16 protein-coding genes, 3 pseudogenes and 1 riboswitch are annotated in these 14,457 nt (G+C 34.4%); of the genes and pseudogenes, 13 read left to right on the top strand and 6 right to left on the bottom strand.

The features are described 5' to 3' along the window. Positions 1 to 33: 33 nt before the first annotated feature. Positions 34 to 395, top strand: a pseudogene (locus AC0ONG_RS22930) (cell surface protein). Positions 396 to 669: 274 nt separating this feature from the next. Here the strand turns inward: AC0ONG_RS22930 and AC0ONG_RS22925 are convergent. Then, complete coding sequence (locus tag AC0ONG_RS22925) at positions 670 to 849, bottom strand: cold-inducible protein YdjO-related protein (protein WP_000289928.1); 180 nt, start codon at positions 847 to 849, stop codon at positions 670 to 672. 423 nt (positions 850 to 1,272) lie between these two features. Here AC0ONG_RS22925 and AC0ONG_RS22920 point away from each other — a divergent pair. After that, positions 1,273 to 1,482 (top strand): annotated as a pseudogene (locus AC0ONG_RS22920) (DUF1093 domain-containing protein); the annotation flags it as partial. A gap of 296 nt (positions 1,483 to 1,778) precedes the next feature. Continuing rightward, positions 1,779 to 1,997 carry a hypothetical protein gene (locus tag AC0ONG_RS22915; protein ID WP_002081958.1) on the top strand — a complete coding sequence of 73 codons (219 nt, stop codon included), beginning with the start codon at positions 1,779 to 1,781 and terminating at the stop codon, positions 1,995 to 1,997. A gap of 40 nt (positions 1,998 to 2,037) precedes the next feature. Here the strand turns inward: AC0ONG_RS22915 and AC0ONG_RS22910 are convergent. Beyond that, positions 2,038 to 2,981, bottom strand: a pseudogene (locus tag AC0ONG_RS22910) (Rpn family recombination-promoting nuclease/putative transposase). A 281-nt stretch (positions 2,982 to 3,262) separates the two neighbouring features. On the opposite strand from AC0ONG_RS22910, the gene AC0ONG_RS22905 reads away from it, so the two are divergent. Beyond that, positions 3,263 to 3,772 carry a DUF2199 domain-containing protein gene (locus AC0ONG_RS22905; RefSeq protein ID WP_000830226.1) on the top strand — a complete coding sequence of 170 codons (510 nt, stop codon included), beginning with the start codon at positions 3,263 to 3,265 and terminating at the stop codon, positions 3,770 to 3,772. Between the two features lie 41 nt (positions 3,773 to 3,813). Here the strand turns inward: AC0ONG_RS22905 and AC0ONG_RS22900 are convergent, their stop codons facing one another. Beyond that, positions 3,814 to 4,716 (bottom strand): diacylglycerol/lipid kinase family protein, encoded by a 903-nt coding sequence (locus AC0ONG_RS22900; protein ID WP_000167900.1) that lies wholly within the window; start codon positions 4,714 to 4,716, stop codon positions 3,814 to 3,816. An 83-nt stretch (positions 4,717 to 4,799) separates the two neighbouring features. After that, the gene (gene hpt / locus AC0ONG_RS22895) at positions 4,800 to 5,327 is read right to left on the bottom strand and encodes a hypoxanthine phosphoribosyltransferase (protein WP_001019295.1); all 528 of its coding nucleotides are present in this window, start codon (positions 5,325 to 5,327) and stop codon (positions 4,800 to 4,802) included. A 161-nt stretch (positions 5,328 to 5,488) separates the two neighbouring features. Between hpt and AC0ONG_RS22890 the strand changes: the two genes are divergently transcribed. From AC0ONG_RS22890 to AC0ONG_RS22865, 6 genes are all read left to right on the top strand, one after another. Continuing rightward, positions 5,489 to 5,704 carry a hypothetical protein gene (locus AC0ONG_RS22890; protein WP_002081963.1) on the top strand — a complete coding sequence of 72 codons (216 nt, stop codon included), beginning with the start codon at positions 5,489 to 5,491 and terminating at the stop codon, positions 5,702 to 5,704. A gap of 182 nt (positions 5,705 to 5,886) precedes the next feature. Next, positions 5,887 to 6,219, top strand: a complete 333-nt coding sequence (locus AC0ONG_RS22885) for a hypothetical protein (RefSeq protein ID WP_000415613.1) — start codon at positions 5,887 to 5,889, stop codon at positions 6,217 to 6,219. Positions 6,220 to 6,397: 178 nt separating this feature from the next. Beyond that, positions 6,398 to 6,889: an LPXTG cell wall anchor domain-containing protein gene (locus AC0ONG_RS22880; RefSeq protein ID WP_000746715.1), complete on the top strand. Its 492-nt coding sequence runs from the start codon at positions 6,398 to 6,400 to the stop codon at positions 6,887 to 6,889. An 89-nt stretch (positions 6,890 to 6,978) separates the two neighbouring features. Then, positions 6,979 to 7,599, top strand: a complete 621-nt coding sequence (locus AC0ONG_RS22875; protein WP_000771573.1) for a class D sortase — start codon at positions 6,979 to 6,981, stop codon at positions 7,597 to 7,599. Between the two features lie 39 nt (positions 7,600 to 7,638). Further along, complete coding sequence (locus tag AC0ONG_RS22870; RefSeq protein WP_000041845.1) at positions 7,639 to 8,331, top strand: response regulator transcription factor; 693 nt, start codon at positions 7,639 to 7,641, stop codon at positions 8,329 to 8,331. Beyond that, positions 8,328 to 10,178 (top strand): sensor histidine kinase, encoded by a 1,851-nt coding sequence (locus AC0ONG_RS22865; protein WP_000715419.1) that lies wholly within the window; start codon positions 8,328 to 8,330, stop codon positions 10,176 to 10,178. The genes AC0ONG_RS22870 and AC0ONG_RS22865 overlap by 4 nt, the downstream gene beginning before the upstream one ends. Before the next feature lie 208 nt (positions 10,179 to 10,386). Here AC0ONG_RS22865 and thiT read toward each other — a convergent pair whose 3' ends face one another. Continuing rightward, positions 10,387 to 11,058, bottom strand: coding sequence for an energy-coupled thiamine transporter ThiT (gene thiT / locus AC0ONG_RS22860; protein WP_001246589.1), 672 nt, complete (start codon positions 11,056 to 11,058; stop codon positions 10,387 to 10,389). Positions 11,059 to 11,143: 85 nt separating this feature from the next. Beyond that, positions 11,144 to 11,245: riboswitch (TPP riboswitch) on the bottom strand. Between the two features lie 194 nt (positions 11,246 to 11,439). Here thiT and AC0ONG_RS22855 point away from each other — a divergent pair. From AC0ONG_RS22855 to AC0ONG_RS22845, 3 genes are read left to right on the top strand one after another with little or no spacing between them, the layout of a single operon-like run. Then, the gene (locus AC0ONG_RS22855; protein ID WP_000060521.1) at positions 11,440 to 11,667 is read left to right on the top strand and encodes a FeoA family protein; all 228 of its coding nucleotides are present in this window, start codon (positions 11,440 to 11,442) and stop codon (positions 11,665 to 11,667) included. Beyond that, positions 11,664 to 13,652 (top strand): ferrous iron transport protein B, encoded by a 1,989-nt coding sequence (gene feoB / locus AC0ONG_RS22850; RefSeq protein ID WP_001044862.1) that lies wholly within the window; start codon positions 11,664 to 11,666, stop codon positions 13,650 to 13,652. Before AC0ONG_RS22855 ends, feoB begins: the two co-directional genes overlap by 4 nt. A gap of 13 nt (positions 13,653 to 13,665) precedes the next feature. Continuing rightward, entirely contained in the window at positions 13,666 to 13,836 is a 171-nt protein-coding gene (locus AC0ONG_RS22845; protein ID WP_000989592.1) for a FeoB-associated Cys-rich membrane protein, read from the top strand. A gap of 34 nt (positions 13,837 to 13,870) precedes the next feature. Here the strand turns inward: AC0ONG_RS22845 and AC0ONG_RS22840 are convergent, their stop codons facing one another. Continuing rightward, entirely contained in the window at positions 13,871 to 14,449 is a 579-nt protein-coding gene (locus tag AC0ONG_RS22840) for a lipoprotein BA_5634 family protein (protein ID WP_000737466.1), read from the bottom strand. Between the last annotated feature and the right edge of the window lie 8 nt (positions 14,450 to 14,457).

Here is a 14,457-nt window from a genome sequence, read left to right as displayed (position 1 = left end):
TGAAATGAGAAAAAAATTTTACCAATTTGTGCGATGGCACTTTTATCAATAGGATATTCATCGTTAGCTAGCGCATCTACTGGAACAACGTCAAAGGGAGAGGTATCAGCACAAGCATTAGAAAAAAAGGAAGCAGAATTTCATGCTTGGCAAAAAGAGGCGTTAGAGAAGAAGAAAGCAGCAATGCAGGAGCAAAAAAAATCATTAGAACGAGCAGAAGCCGTGATTCAGGATCAACAAAAAGAAGTATTAGGGAAAAAGAAAGCAACGATTCAATCACAACAAAAGAATGATATAGAGAAAAAAGAAGTAGCGAAACAATGATGATACCAAGTGCATGTTTTGTGGCATTAGGATCTGTATTTGGATTTATTCGTCGTAAGATTAAAGTATAAAATTTGTATTAGCCTATAAAAAATGGATGAATTAAAAGTGAAACTTGTAAATTTTATTGGATTTCCTTTTATATTAATTTGGTTATTGAGCATATAGGTGAACAGTAATCATTTGGATAGGAACTATGGTTGGAATGAGTTTGAGATATTGAAAAAGCTTTGCGAGGATACGCAAAGCTTTTTGTATAGTTTATTTTCTTTCGATTCACATTGCAAATAAGGAGAAAGAGGATCCTCTATGTTTGAGTTTATAAAAGGTGAAGAGGAAAATTTATTATAACTTTTGTAATAAGCGTTCGCTGCTTTCCATATCTCCTTTACATAAAGGACATTGCGGCTCTTCTTCTAACGAAAAGTTTTTACGCATCCACCCACGGCAGTTTTCTTCTTGGCATTCCCATACAGCAATTGCTTCTGGTTCTTCTACAGGTTTATCATTTTTTCTCCAATACATGTGATCGCTCCCTTAAATTGAAAAGTTTTTCGGAAAAAACAAAAAAGGTTGTTAACGATTTTGTTAACAACCTTTTTATATTAGTTCATTATACTTTATTTTTTGAAAAAATGCGAAGTTTAGTAATTGTTAAAGTATAGCAAAATAAGGATTATAAATCACTGTTGAAAGCTTTGATAATAATTCAATTTGACACGGTGTATGCCCCGTCAACCTTCTCGATATTTTTCTAGCTCTTCTTCATGCTATTGTTTTGTTGACTTTGGAATTTCTATATCATCAATTAGGCGTCGCTGCTGTTGTGTCTTCCAGAATATGCTCGTTGTATGGAAGACTTTTTGTTTTGAAAACACTATGAAGTTTAATAAATTTATCCAGCATAAACGGGTAGTAGGGATCCCAGCTCAAAATTTGGTTGGAGCGAAGAAGTTAGGTGGAAATAAAGGTTTTGAATATACAGTTAAAGCTTATGATGAGAAGGGAGAAGAGAAAGAAGTAACAATTGATGGCGTAGATAAATTACAAAAAGGCTCGTACTGGCATGTCATTACAAGAGGGAAGTTTTTACATGATAAAGTAGAAATAGAAGTAGATAAAATTCCTGATGGTGCGAAGGCGAAGTTAGGATTATAAAGATAAAACCGATTCTCAATGTGGGAATCGGTTTTGTTATTTTATGGTAAAATATAGAAAGGGAGTGAGAGATATGCTACTCGTTGTTAGCCTTATATTAATTGGGGTTATGTGCAGTATGAGAATAGTATCCTTACATATGATAGAACGAGAAAAGATAGAAGAGAGAGATGTATATTGTCCAAAACGTAATGCGAAAATTTGAAGAGGAAATTCTGCTCCTTTTTGTTCGAAATGTAATTTAATATTTTAACTATAGGAAATCCGAAATCATTTTGTATGGTTTCGGATTTTTTATGCTGAAAATAGAAGAAATAAAGAGCGGAAAAAAGTTTGAACAAGGGATTGAGTATATGAATATTATTGAAGGATATCCCATTATTATGAAGTATTTCGTAGAGATGGATCGAGAAGTTTTGAGGGTTTTATTACCTGATGAAAGAGGGATTCTTCCTACGAGGCCAGAGTGTGATGAATGTTATAAGACTCAATTGGATGGTATTGAGGAGAGTTGACAAAAAAAGAGCTTGAAACTATTCAAGCTCTTTTTTATGACTATTTATGTCCTAAAATATGCTCAATCTCATGCAAACTTAATTTACTTGCCTTAGCAATCGTTTCAAGTGGTATACCAAGATCATACATATTTTTAATCATTTGAATTTTTCCCTGTTGGACTCCTTCTTTTCGACCTTTTTCAATGCCCTGTTGAATGCCCTGTTGAATGCCTTTTTCAATGCCTTTTTCAATGCCTTTTTCAAGCCCTTTTTTTATCCCTTGTTCCATCCCTCTTTTTATTCCTTCTGTCTCTGCGTGGGCGAATTTTGCTGCTTCATCCATTAAAACTTTCTCCCTTGCGTCATAGGCTTGTCGGAAAGAAGAATCTTGACTCATACGTTCCCATTTATTTATCGCTTTTTGTAAAATAGGGTCTTGGTTCATAGCAATATCCTCCAATAGTTTAGTTAAGTGCTCATCCTCATTTGCTGAAAGCAATAAAAGCCAACGAACAAATGGATCTTTCCACGGATTTACTTTTTCTTCATACCATTGTTCAGTTAACTTTGGAATTTCTATAGTGTGGATTTCTATGTCGTCACTTAGGAGTTTTTTTGTTGTGTATTCCATAATATGCTCGTTGTATGGAAGGCTGGGTGTTCCGAAAACATTACGAAGTTTAGTAAGTTTATGGTGATGGTTTTGTGAAGTGCACTGTAGGGCATCCCTTTTTGTAGTTGAGATGTGTATAGTCTTCCCCAATAATATAAACTGCGTTTAACCATATCGTGATTATTATTGAGTTGTATTTCTACATTGACTTTTGTTCCTGTGTTTAATGTCGCTGAAATGTCTAAAATAGATAACTTATCCTCTTCATATTCCCTGTGTAAATGTGGATCTTCTAGTTGTAGAGAAGCAATGGGCGACTCTAAAGAATCTTGTAACATAGCGTTTAAAAATGCAATTAGAATATCTTCACTACCATTCGTACCAAACAATTGTTTAAATGCAAAATCAATGCGTAAATTAACTAACTGTTGGTTGAACAAAGTTTGTCCTCTCCCTTATATGAAGGTGCTTCTTTCCTTCATTGTACATAAAAAGAACTAGAGTATGCAAACTAGTCATTCTACTATTTTTTAGTAATATTATTAGAAAATGAAAGGTAAGTATGTTTATGGTATACTCTAGTGAAATTGTAAATAAGGATGCTAATACGAACTGGGAAAATTGGGTGGAGTTTGGTTGTGACTGAAAAAGATAGGAGAAAGAATAATAAATGAAAAGAAGAAGAAAATCTGGAGAAAAAGTACAAATGAGTCATTTTACACTTCCTTTATGCTACGGAAGTGAAGCACCATATTATTATTACGAGGTAGCGCCCCATGAAAGAGAGGGACGCTTCCATTTAACATCAGAACTTTGCGTAATGGACGATGAACATTACTTTATTAGAGGTTGTTTAGAGATTCCTATCATTGATTACCACGAAAATTTCATATGGACTGTGTGGGTATCGCTTAGTAAAGAAAGTTATGATGAAGTATTAGAAAAGTGGGATGAGAGAGGCCGAGAAAATAGTGATCCTTATTTTGGGTGGTTATCTGTAGAAATACCAGTTTATCCAGAAACATTAAATTTAAAAACAAATGTACATATAAGAGAAGTTGGAATGGCACCGTATGTTGAATTAGAGCCAACCGACCATCCTTTAGCGATCGAACAAAGAAATGGAATTACTTTAGACAGAGTTAAAGAAATAGAGGAAATTATTCAACGACATAACTAGATTAGAAGAGAAAAAACGAGTGCTAGCACTCGTTTTTTTCTTTACACAACCGCAGGATTATAAATCATCGTAAAGTGTCCTGGTAATAATTCAATGTGACAAGGTGTATGAAGCGAACTTTCTCCATCTGTATCTACTTCTTTTTCTTCCTCTGTTTCGATATGAATGGATTTCGCTTTTACGTGGAAGATGTCATTTTCATTTGAGTCTTCAAATAATTTCTTTCCGATGTAATCTTTAAATGCTTGAATCCCTGTTGATTTGACTACGAAAATATCAAGTGTTCCGTCATCACATTTTACGTTCGGAATAAAGGATGGAATACCACCAAGATATTCACCATTTCCAACCATGACAAGGACAGCTTCGTCTTCATATACTTGTCCGTCATAAGTAATTTTTACCGGGAATGTTTCAGCATTTTTTACAGTTCGAATTGTACTTAAATAGTAACCGATTTTACCAAGCTTTGCTTTTTCTTCTGCATCGATATTGTTTGATACTTCAGATACGAGACCAATCCCCCAGAAGTTTAAGAAATGTTGTCCATTTGCTTTTGCAACGTCAACTGGTTTTATATGTTCTTTTGTAATAAGTTTTGCCGCTTCTGCAATGTTTTGCGGAACACCAAGTGTGCGAGAGAAGTCATTGCAAGTTCCACCTGGAATAATTGCAAGTGTAGGTCTAGTTTCGAGAGGTGCTAAGCCATTTGTGCATTCAAATACTGTTCCATCACCACCAAAGACGATAATTAAATCTACTTTACTAGCAAACTCTTGGCAATATTTTGTTGCATCACCTTGTTTTTTCGTATGAAGGATATGTAGATCAGGAAAAGCTGCGGCAAGAGGTGGTACGATTTTTGTTAAATTTGTATGTAAGTCACCTTGACCAGCTTTCGGATTTACGATGAGGAGTACTTTTTCAAATTTTGTCTTTGTCATTTTTATTCTCTCCCTTTGTCTTTTACGAATCGTGATAGAAAATAAACTTCCATCAGTAACTGATGGAAGCTTATTTTATTATATTATTCCGTTACAACTGAAGCAATAAATGGTAAGTTACGATATTTTTCCGCACAGTCGATACCGTATCCAACGATGAATTCATCTGGAATTTGGAAGCCAACATATTCAGCTGTTAAGTCTACTTTACGGCGTTCTGGCTTATCAAGTAATGTACAGAACTTGAGTGCCTTTGGTTTATGCATAAAGAAGTGGTCTTTTAGGAAATGAAGTGTTAAACCAGAATCGATAATATCTTCTACAACAATTACGTTTTTTCCAGTAATGTTTACGTCAATATCTTTTAGTAGTTTCACTTTTCCTGTTGTTTCTGTTTGATTTCCGTAGCTAGATGCAGAAATAAAGTCAATTGTTACATCATTTTTGATGTGACGAATTAAATCAGCAGCAAATACGAATGAACCTTTTAATACTGCGATAACTACGATTTCTTCTCCTTCAAAGTCACGTTCGATTTGAAGTGCTAATTCTTTCACTTTTGCTTGTAATTGTTCTTCAGAAATTAAAGTGTCTTTTATTTCAATATTCATTGTAATCCTCCTACAGTGTAAAACTTGCGAACATTTCGACTGTAAAGGATAGAATAGAAAAAGTCAAAGGAGATAGTAATTTTTTACAAAGATAAAGACAAAATCATCTGATGATATGATATACTAAGCACATTAAGAAAACGCTTCCAAAAAGGGTGAATATGATGAAGAAGAAACAGTACACAAGTGTAACATTTATAAAAGCATTACTTTTAACAATTGTTCTTGGCCTGTTGGCTTACGTAATTGATGTACCTGCGATTCGTATTTCATTAATTGGAATGACTTTAGTGTTAGGAGCAATTTCGCACGGTATGATGTCGCAGCTAAAAGAAGCTGGACTTGATGATATGAGAAATCATATAGATAAAAAGTAAGAAACCTTCATTATATAGAGTGAAGGTTTTTTGTTTCTTACAAAAATGTAAGGTAGTTGTAAGGCAAATCGATAGTTGCATAATAGCATTTTGGATAAACTATGGGTGTAAGGTAAAAGGCAAGCATATTTTAGGTAAATTAAGTTTTAGGCACTCTATATGTGAAAAAGGAGTAGGAGGGCATGGAGAAACGTTGGACGACCTTTTCTTTTTTAGCGACTAGTAATACCGTAATGCTAGATGGAAAAATGGATTTTTTGCACTTGTTTGATCGTGAAGATGATCATTCTTCTTCTAAATTTACAATGAAATGGAATAAATGGAGCGAAAGTTGTAGGTTTGAAGAAGAGGCCCCTAACGAAGAGCAAAAGATTATTTTGACAAACCCTATTAAAGCGTGGGTTGTTCAACGTCGTAAGTGTAACGTCAAAAATCACTTCAAGAAAACTGAGCCGAGACAATTAGTTATCGCTCCGGCCCGTTCTACTTCCAAATCGCGCGAAAGTAACATGTAAATATTGAGACACACACCCGAAAAAAACATCGTATATATTGCGATGTTTTTTTCTTTTTCTACAATGAAATCTTTAAATGAATTATATTTCATCTGCATCTTATATTTATATCTCTTGCTTATTCTAGTAATACATCCGATGCGAGTTGATGTGAATAAAATATAAGGAGAGAATGAAGATGAAAAAGAGACTATTACCAATTTGTGCAATGGCACTTTTAACAGTAGGATATTCTTCAGTAGCGAGTGCTTCAACAGGAACATTGACAAAGGAAGAAGCAGCGCAAATGCAGCAAGATAAAGCTAAAAAAGAAGAAGCAATTAAGGAACAGCAAAAAAGTGAAATAGAGAAAAAGGAAGCGGCACAAGTACAAGAAAAAAATGATATGGCTAAAGAAGAGGAAGCAATAAAAGCTGAGAAAAAAAGTGAAGAAGAGAAAAAGAGAATAGCGCAAGAACAGTTAAAAAACGATATGGCCAAAAAAGAAGTAGCTATAGAAGCTGGGCAAAAGAATGAAGTAGCTAAAAAAGAAGTAGCCAAGCCAGTTGTACAAGGTGAAAAATTGCCAAACACGGCATCAAATAACGTGGTAATGATGGGATTAAGTGCAGCCCTTGTAGCACTAGGTACATTATTTGGTTTGAATCGTCGCAGTAAGTTTAAAGCGTAAATAAAATATTGTCCTATAAAGAATGGGATAATTTCATATATTAAAAATGGTAGGTTACTCCTACCATTTTTGGCATGGAGGGATGAAACATGAAGTTACTCAATTATATCGGTATCATATTGATGGCTATAGGGCTATTCATGGGATCCTATTACGCTGTGGAATGGTATAAAGGAAAGAGCTCTGCCGGGCAATTAACAGCAGAAGAAATAAAGAGCCTTAAAAATATACAAGATACTCAACTTTCTCATGAAACACCTGTAACCACTCAAGTGCCTTCTTCTCAAACAGAACATAAAGAAGGAGAAAAGGTAGCGATGTTAAACATACCGAAAATAAAGAAGAAGTTTTCTATATATTGGGGAGCGGATGATACGACTCTGAAAAAAGGAGTTGGTATGTTTGTTAGTGATTTAACGACAACTCCATCTGGAGGGGGACATACTGTACTGAGTGGACATCGAGATACTGTATTTACAGATTTAGGAGAGTTGAAAGAAAAGGATACCCTTGTTTTAGAGTATGATAATAAAACGTACACATATGAAATTCAAAAGACATGGATTACTCATGCGGATGATCGTAATGTTATTATAAAAAAAGAAGAACCGATATTAACACTGACAACTTGTTATCCATTTGATTATATAGGGGATGCACCAGATAGATATATTATCGAGGCGAAGTTAACTGGCAGTTATTCAAAATGAAATTATAGTTTCTGAAAGCAGGAGGGGGATATATAAGTTATGTCAAAAAACATTTTAATTGTTGAAGATGAAGATATATTACGTGAAATATTAAAAGATTATTTTTTAAGTGAACAATATGTAGTGTTTGAAGCGAGGGACGGGAAAGAGGCTTTAGTTGTATTTGAAGAAGAAGAAGAAGTTGATTTAGTTATTTTAGATATTATGTTGCCAGAACTCGATGGATGGTCTGTTTGCCGAAGAATTAGGAAGACGTCCGAGGTGCCTATTATTATGCTGACGGCGCGCGTAGATGAAGATGATACGTTACTTGGTTTTGAACTTGGGGCAGATGACTATGTGACGAAGCCGTATAGTCCACCCATTCTATTAGCAAGAGCGAAACGATTATTAGAAAGTAGAAAGGCATCGAAGAAACCTTTAGAGAATGAAGATGATACGTTATCGATTCATGGCATCCAAGTTCATTTTCCGTCACGTACTGTTACTGTTGATGAGGCAGATGTTAGTTTAACGCATACGGAGTTTGAAATATTAGTGTATTTCATGAAAAACCAAGGAATTGTACTAACAAGGGAACAATTAATTTCAAGAATTTGGGGATATGAATTTGCTGGTGATGATCGAACGGTTAATAGTCATATTCGTAATTTAAGAAATAAATTAGGAGAGAAGGCAAAGTACATTACAACTGTAGTACGAACAGGTTATAAATTTGAGGGAAATGTATGAAGAAAGGAATTGTACTAAAATTATTTACTCTTACAACAGCATTATGTATGTTGATTTTAGCGACGATATTTATTGGACAAACGATATTTTTTAAACAATATTATGCGAATCGAAAAGTGGAAGATATTAAAGTGAATTTAAATTCCTTTGAGAAGAATTATCTAAACTACACAGGAAATGCAGAAGGAATTCAGAAACTTGAGCAAGACTTTTTTAGGGAAAATAATACGTGGATTACGACACTAGATCAGAATGGGAATTTAAAACATGTGGATGATTTTTATTTTGAGGTAACGATAGATCGTAGGCAACAAAAGAGCTTTGGACAACAACTATTCAAGATACCCTTATACAATCTCGTCAATATAGAGGAGATTGATAATAAATCATTAGAGCAGTTTTTAGGACAAGAGATTTATTTTTCTGGAGTGAGAAAAGAAGATAGTTTTATTCCATTCTCTTTTTCTTTATCTAAGCAGAATTTAAGTGGATCTAATAAACCGTTAGAAAAAGCATTTCAGGAGAAAATAAAATTAGATGAGGAGAAAAAGAGAGCGGCTGGGGAGCAACTTGCTAAGGAAAAGAAACCAGCCGTACAGGAAGAAGCTGCTCAGGAATTAGGCGTTTACATAGGAGGACGTGTTACAAAAGTACAGTTACCAGATGTAAACGGTCCTGTGAATCCAATTTATAAAAATAGCATATTTTTAGATAATATTAAGGGTTTTCAAACCGATTTATTATTAAAAGAAAGCAATAAAATACGATATACAACACAAACAATAGATTATGAAAAGAATGATATAAAATATAAATTATTAGTTAAGCCAATAAAAGAAAAAGACGGATCAGTAGCATATATATATGCAATGGCTTCTTTACAGCCTGTAGATGAAGCTGTACAAATGGTGCAAGATTATTACATATACATCATTGCATTTGTAGTCGTTCTTATTTTTTTAGCTTCGTTTTATTATTCAAAGCAAATTGCCAAACCGTTATTAAAAATAAATGATACGACGAAGAAAATAGCGCATTTAGATTTTACAGAAAAAATACCGATTACTTCAAAAGATGAAATTGGTGATTTATCGAAAAATATTAATATACTTTCTAACAAATTAAATTCTCATATCGGACAGCTTGAACAAGATATTGAAAAGGAAAGAAAGTTAGAAAATACACGGAAAGAATTCATTTCTGGTGTTTCGCATGAATTGAAAACACCGCTGAGTATTATGAAAAGTTGTATTTCCATTTTAAAAGACGGGGTAGCTGAGCATAAAAAAGAGTATTATTTTCAGGCGATGGAGAGAGAAGTAGACAAAATGGATACTTTAATTTTGGATATGCTTGAGTTAGCTAAATTTGAATCTGGTACATATAAAATGAAAAAGTCTTCGTTTTATATTGATACAGTAATTGAAGATATATGTGAACATCTATCTGTGGAAATAGAGAAAAAAGAACTTCATGTCCATAAAAATATACGTTCATTTGAAGTGATTGCAAATCAAGGCCGAATTGAACAAGTCATTGTGAACTTCATTACGAATGCAATACGTTATACACCAAATAAAGAGGATATTATTATTTCGACAATAGATGATAAAGATCGTATAAAAGTGTGCATTGAAAATAAAGGTACTCACATTGAAGAAGAACAATTAGATAAAATTTGGGATCGCTTTTATCGCGTGGATGCAGCTCGGCAGCGTTCACAAGGTGGGACGGGACTTGGGCTTGCTATTTCTAAAAATATTTTAGAATTACACGATGCTGAATATGGAGTAAAGAATACAGGAGACGGTGTATTATTTTACTTTTACTTACCGAAAAAAGCGTAGATAATGCATGCTACGCTTTTTTTAATTTATTTTCATACTATCTTTACCTAATCTTTATTTTTAAACGATATAATCTGGTTAGAAAACGAGGTTATGTAAGGAGTCGATGAACCGTGCATAGCAATTGGCTAAGTATAATGGTATTTATTTTCTTTTGTGCATTTATTGTATTTTTAATTGATATTACGATATGAAAAAAGAGCGCTCATTAAGCGCCCTTTTTTTGTGTATTCATTTGATAAGCACTGATGCTTTTGAATAAACGTGGTGAAGTGATAAATAAAAATATAAGTAAAACGGTACATAGAATATAGGAACCAATCATTGTACTACCGTTAAATATTAAAGAATATAGAACTGCTGATTGTCCTTTTGGTGCATATTGTCCCCAGAAAATGATACCAGCGATAAAGTGACAGAAGTAACGAGCTAGACTACCGATAAAAGTAGCGACGATAATATATCCAATTACTTTCTTCCCTTGGTTTGGTTTTGATGAAGGTTTGTCTTTACGGCTACCTAAGTTTGATTGTTCTTCGTTATTTTCATTGGATGTTAAAAGCGCCTTTTGAATTGGACGATAGAATAAACCAGCAAACCCAATGAATGCGAAAGCAATGAAGTATTCAATTAATACTTGAATTGGTGTTACGATAATGGCATCGCCTACAACAATTTGTAATAATCCCCAAATTAAGCCTCCTAAGAAAGCCATTTTGAAACCCCAGCGATAAGCGATAATAAAAATAGGAATCATTGCAAAAGATATAGAACCGCCTGTAGCTGATATTTTTATTGAAAGTGGTAAAATGTCGATGACCATGGCGAAGGCTGCAAGAATAGCAGATTCAATCATCGCTTGTAAATTGGTGTTACGCATGTTGTCTCCCCCTAAATCCAAGTTGTACAAAAAAGAATAGATATCATAGGAGGATACGAAATACGTAAATGAAAAGAGGTATGTATTTCGGACGTTTGCACAATCCCTGCGTTAGCATTAACTAACAGGTTCGAAGGGTCGGAACGAAGTGTTCCCTCTCAGCGGCATGGCTCCCCCAGTGATAACGAGATTCTTTATTTGTTATTGTTTATTGTAAGCGAAATGGATGGGAATGGCAAACGAATCTGTTATGACAATTATTGAAATAGAATTGTAGCGAAATGTTAATAAATATGAAGCAAAAGGGTATAGTACAAGAGAAATAGAGTGTGCTATAATTCTTCTGAAAATAATTATCATTCTCTTCGGAGGGGGAAGGTTATGAGCTTAGTAGATATTAAAATCGGTGAGAAAGTGCTAGTGAAAAGTGTTCAGTCTTTAGATTATTTACTAAAGAGAAGATTGGCTGCTTTCGGTCTTTCTGAAGGAAGCGAACTTCGTATGAAGCAAAAGGCGATGTTCAAAGGTCCTTGTACATTGGAGTGTCGTGGACAGTTAATTAGTATTCGTCATTGTGACGCGAAAATGATAAAGGTGGAATTAGCGTGAATAAGGTTGCTTTGCTAGGGAATCCAAATACAGGAAAGACATCATTATTTAATGCACTTACTGGTTCTTATGAATACGTAGGAAACTGGAGCGGTGTAACAGTAGAAAAAAAGGTTGGTAAATTAAAAGATAGACAAGGAACATTAATTGATTTACCAGGTGTTTATGATTTAAATCCAGTTTCACGTGATGAAGGTGTTGTAACAAACTTTCTATTAACAGAAGAATTTCAGCATATGTTAAATATTGTGGATTCTTCGCAGTTTGAACGAAATATGCATTTAACGTTGCAGTTGCTCGAATTTGGCAAGCCAGTTTCAATTGGTCTAAATATGGTTGATGTGGCGAAGCAAAGAGGAATTGTGATCGATGTAAAACGTTTATCCGAATTATTAGGCGTAACAGTCGTTCCTGTCGTTGCAAGAAGTGGAAAAGGTTGTGAAGAACTACTTGCGACCCTTAAAGAAAATGACAAAAACGAGAAAAAACCATTCATTATTTCATATGGTGTACAAATGGATGAAGGAATTGAAGAGGTAATTTCTCTTTTAGAGAAAGCGAATTACGAGCATCCGAGATGGTTAGCACTTCAATTTTTAAGCAATAACGAAGTAGTAGAAAAAGAAATAAAAGCATTACCAATTTATAAGGAACTTGTAGCCATTCGATCTCGCCTAGAGGGAAAACTTGATTGTACGTTGGAAGAGCACATTTACAAAACTCGTGAAGCGTATATTGAAAAGTTAAAAACAAATGTTATGAAGCATGAGAAAGAAGGGAAAATTCCTTTTTCGGAAAAAATTGATAGACTAATTACGCATAAAATTTTAGGACTTCCAATCTTTTTAGCAGTTATGTTTTTTATTTTTCAGGTTACGTTTACGTGGATTGGGACACCTTTATCGGATATGTTAGATGAGTTTTTTGGTGGCCAGCTTACGGATTGGGTGACGGTTGGACTTACAAGTATTGGAGCTTCTCATTTTATTCAAGCGCTCGTTACAGAAGGTATTATTGCCGGTGTTGGTGCTGTATTAGTATTCGTACCACAAATCTTTGCACTATTCTTTTTCATTTCATTATTAGAAGACTCAGGATATATGGCGCGAATTGCAGTTGTTATGGATCGAATTATGGAGTTCTTCGGTTTAAACGGAAAAGCGTTTATTCCGATGATTATCGGTTTTGGATGTAACGTTCCAGGTATTATGGCAGCGAGAACGATTGAACAAGAAAAAGAACGTTTACTTACAGTTCTTGTAACACCATTTATGTCTTGTTCGGCACGTTTGCCTGTATACGCATTATTTGCGGGCGTATTCTTCCCTCATAGTCAGGCAACTGTTGTATTTTCTTTATATGTTGCAGGTATTGTTCTTGCATTACTAGTTACAAAAATTATGTCTCTTACAATTTTAAAAGCGGAAAAGTCTATTTTCGTAATTGAACTACCTCCTTACCGCGTGCCACAAGCGAAAACGTTATGGCTAAGCACGTGGGAGAAAGGGAAAGGATTTGTTCGTAAAGCAGGTACATTCATCTTTGGTGGTTCTGTTGTCATTTGGTTATTAAACTATGCAGGTCCATCAGGATTTGGTGTTGATATGGGAGACAGTTACTTAGCGATGATTGGTGGGTTTATCGCACCGTTATTTGCACCGCTCGGCTTCGGAACGTGGCAAGCTGCAGCATCCCTTTTAACAGGATTTTTAGCAAAAGAAGTTGTCGTTTCTACAATGGCAATTATTTATGCAGTTAAAGAAGATGTGCTTGGAAACGTAATGGGAGCACATTATACAGCATTATCAGCTTATGCATTTATGTTCTTTATTTTATTATATGTTCCATGTTTAGCGACGGTGGCTGTTATTAAACGTGAAACAGGATCAGCCAAATGGACGATTTTCTCAGTCGTTTATCCACTCGTTGTTGCTTATGTATTAACGCTTATTATATACCAAGTTGGATCTTTACTAGGATTCTAAAAGGAGATGTATAATGATGGTCAATATTATAATTGGAGCTATCATTTTTGGTTATGCAGCATACACGTTAGTTAATTTTGTAAAGAGAAGTAAAAAAGGAAAATGCGCAGCATGTTCTTTAAATAAGTCATGTCAGTCGAAAACTTGTAGTCCGGATATGGAACAAATTGCTCATAATAAATAGAAAAAAGCTTTGCGAATTGCAAAGCTTTTTTGTTTTACTTTTTAATTTTTACAAGTTGAGAAGCTTCGACGCCTTTGTAACCAGGGAACTCTTTACTTGGGTCTTTATCAAATTTTAATACACCTACAGATTTTTCATCACCTTTTACATTGTTGTAAGTTGCGTCATCGACAATCGCATACATATCTGTATATGCACGGCCACTTCCGATAATTGTGTTGCCTTCATATTTTAATTTTGCCCCATCAAGTGTAGCATTTTCTACTTTTTCTTTTGCAAATAATAAACCTTGTTCTGTTGTTACAGCTGGTAATTTATCAAGTGGTTTCGTGTTGTCTTTTTCATCAACTTTGCTAAGTAACTCTTTTTTCACTAGTTCTTCACCAGTTTTCTTATCCATTACAAGAACTTTTTTACCATCTAATGTTGTCATTTTCATTTTATAGAAGTCTTTTTCTTTCACTTCTTTTTTGTTTTTATCTGTAATTTGCTGAACTTGTTCTTCTGAGCCGTACAGTACAAAACCGTTCGCTTTCTCTCCTAATAAAGAACAACCTGATAATGCACCAAATGAAATTGCTGCTGCTAATCCGATTCCTACTAATTTTTTCATGATGATTT

Source organism: Bacillus sp. TCT6 (assembly GCF_056033845.1).
The sequence above is the reverse complement of the archived record's forward strand: the minus strand, read 5'-3'. Positions and strand labels throughout refer to the sequence as shown.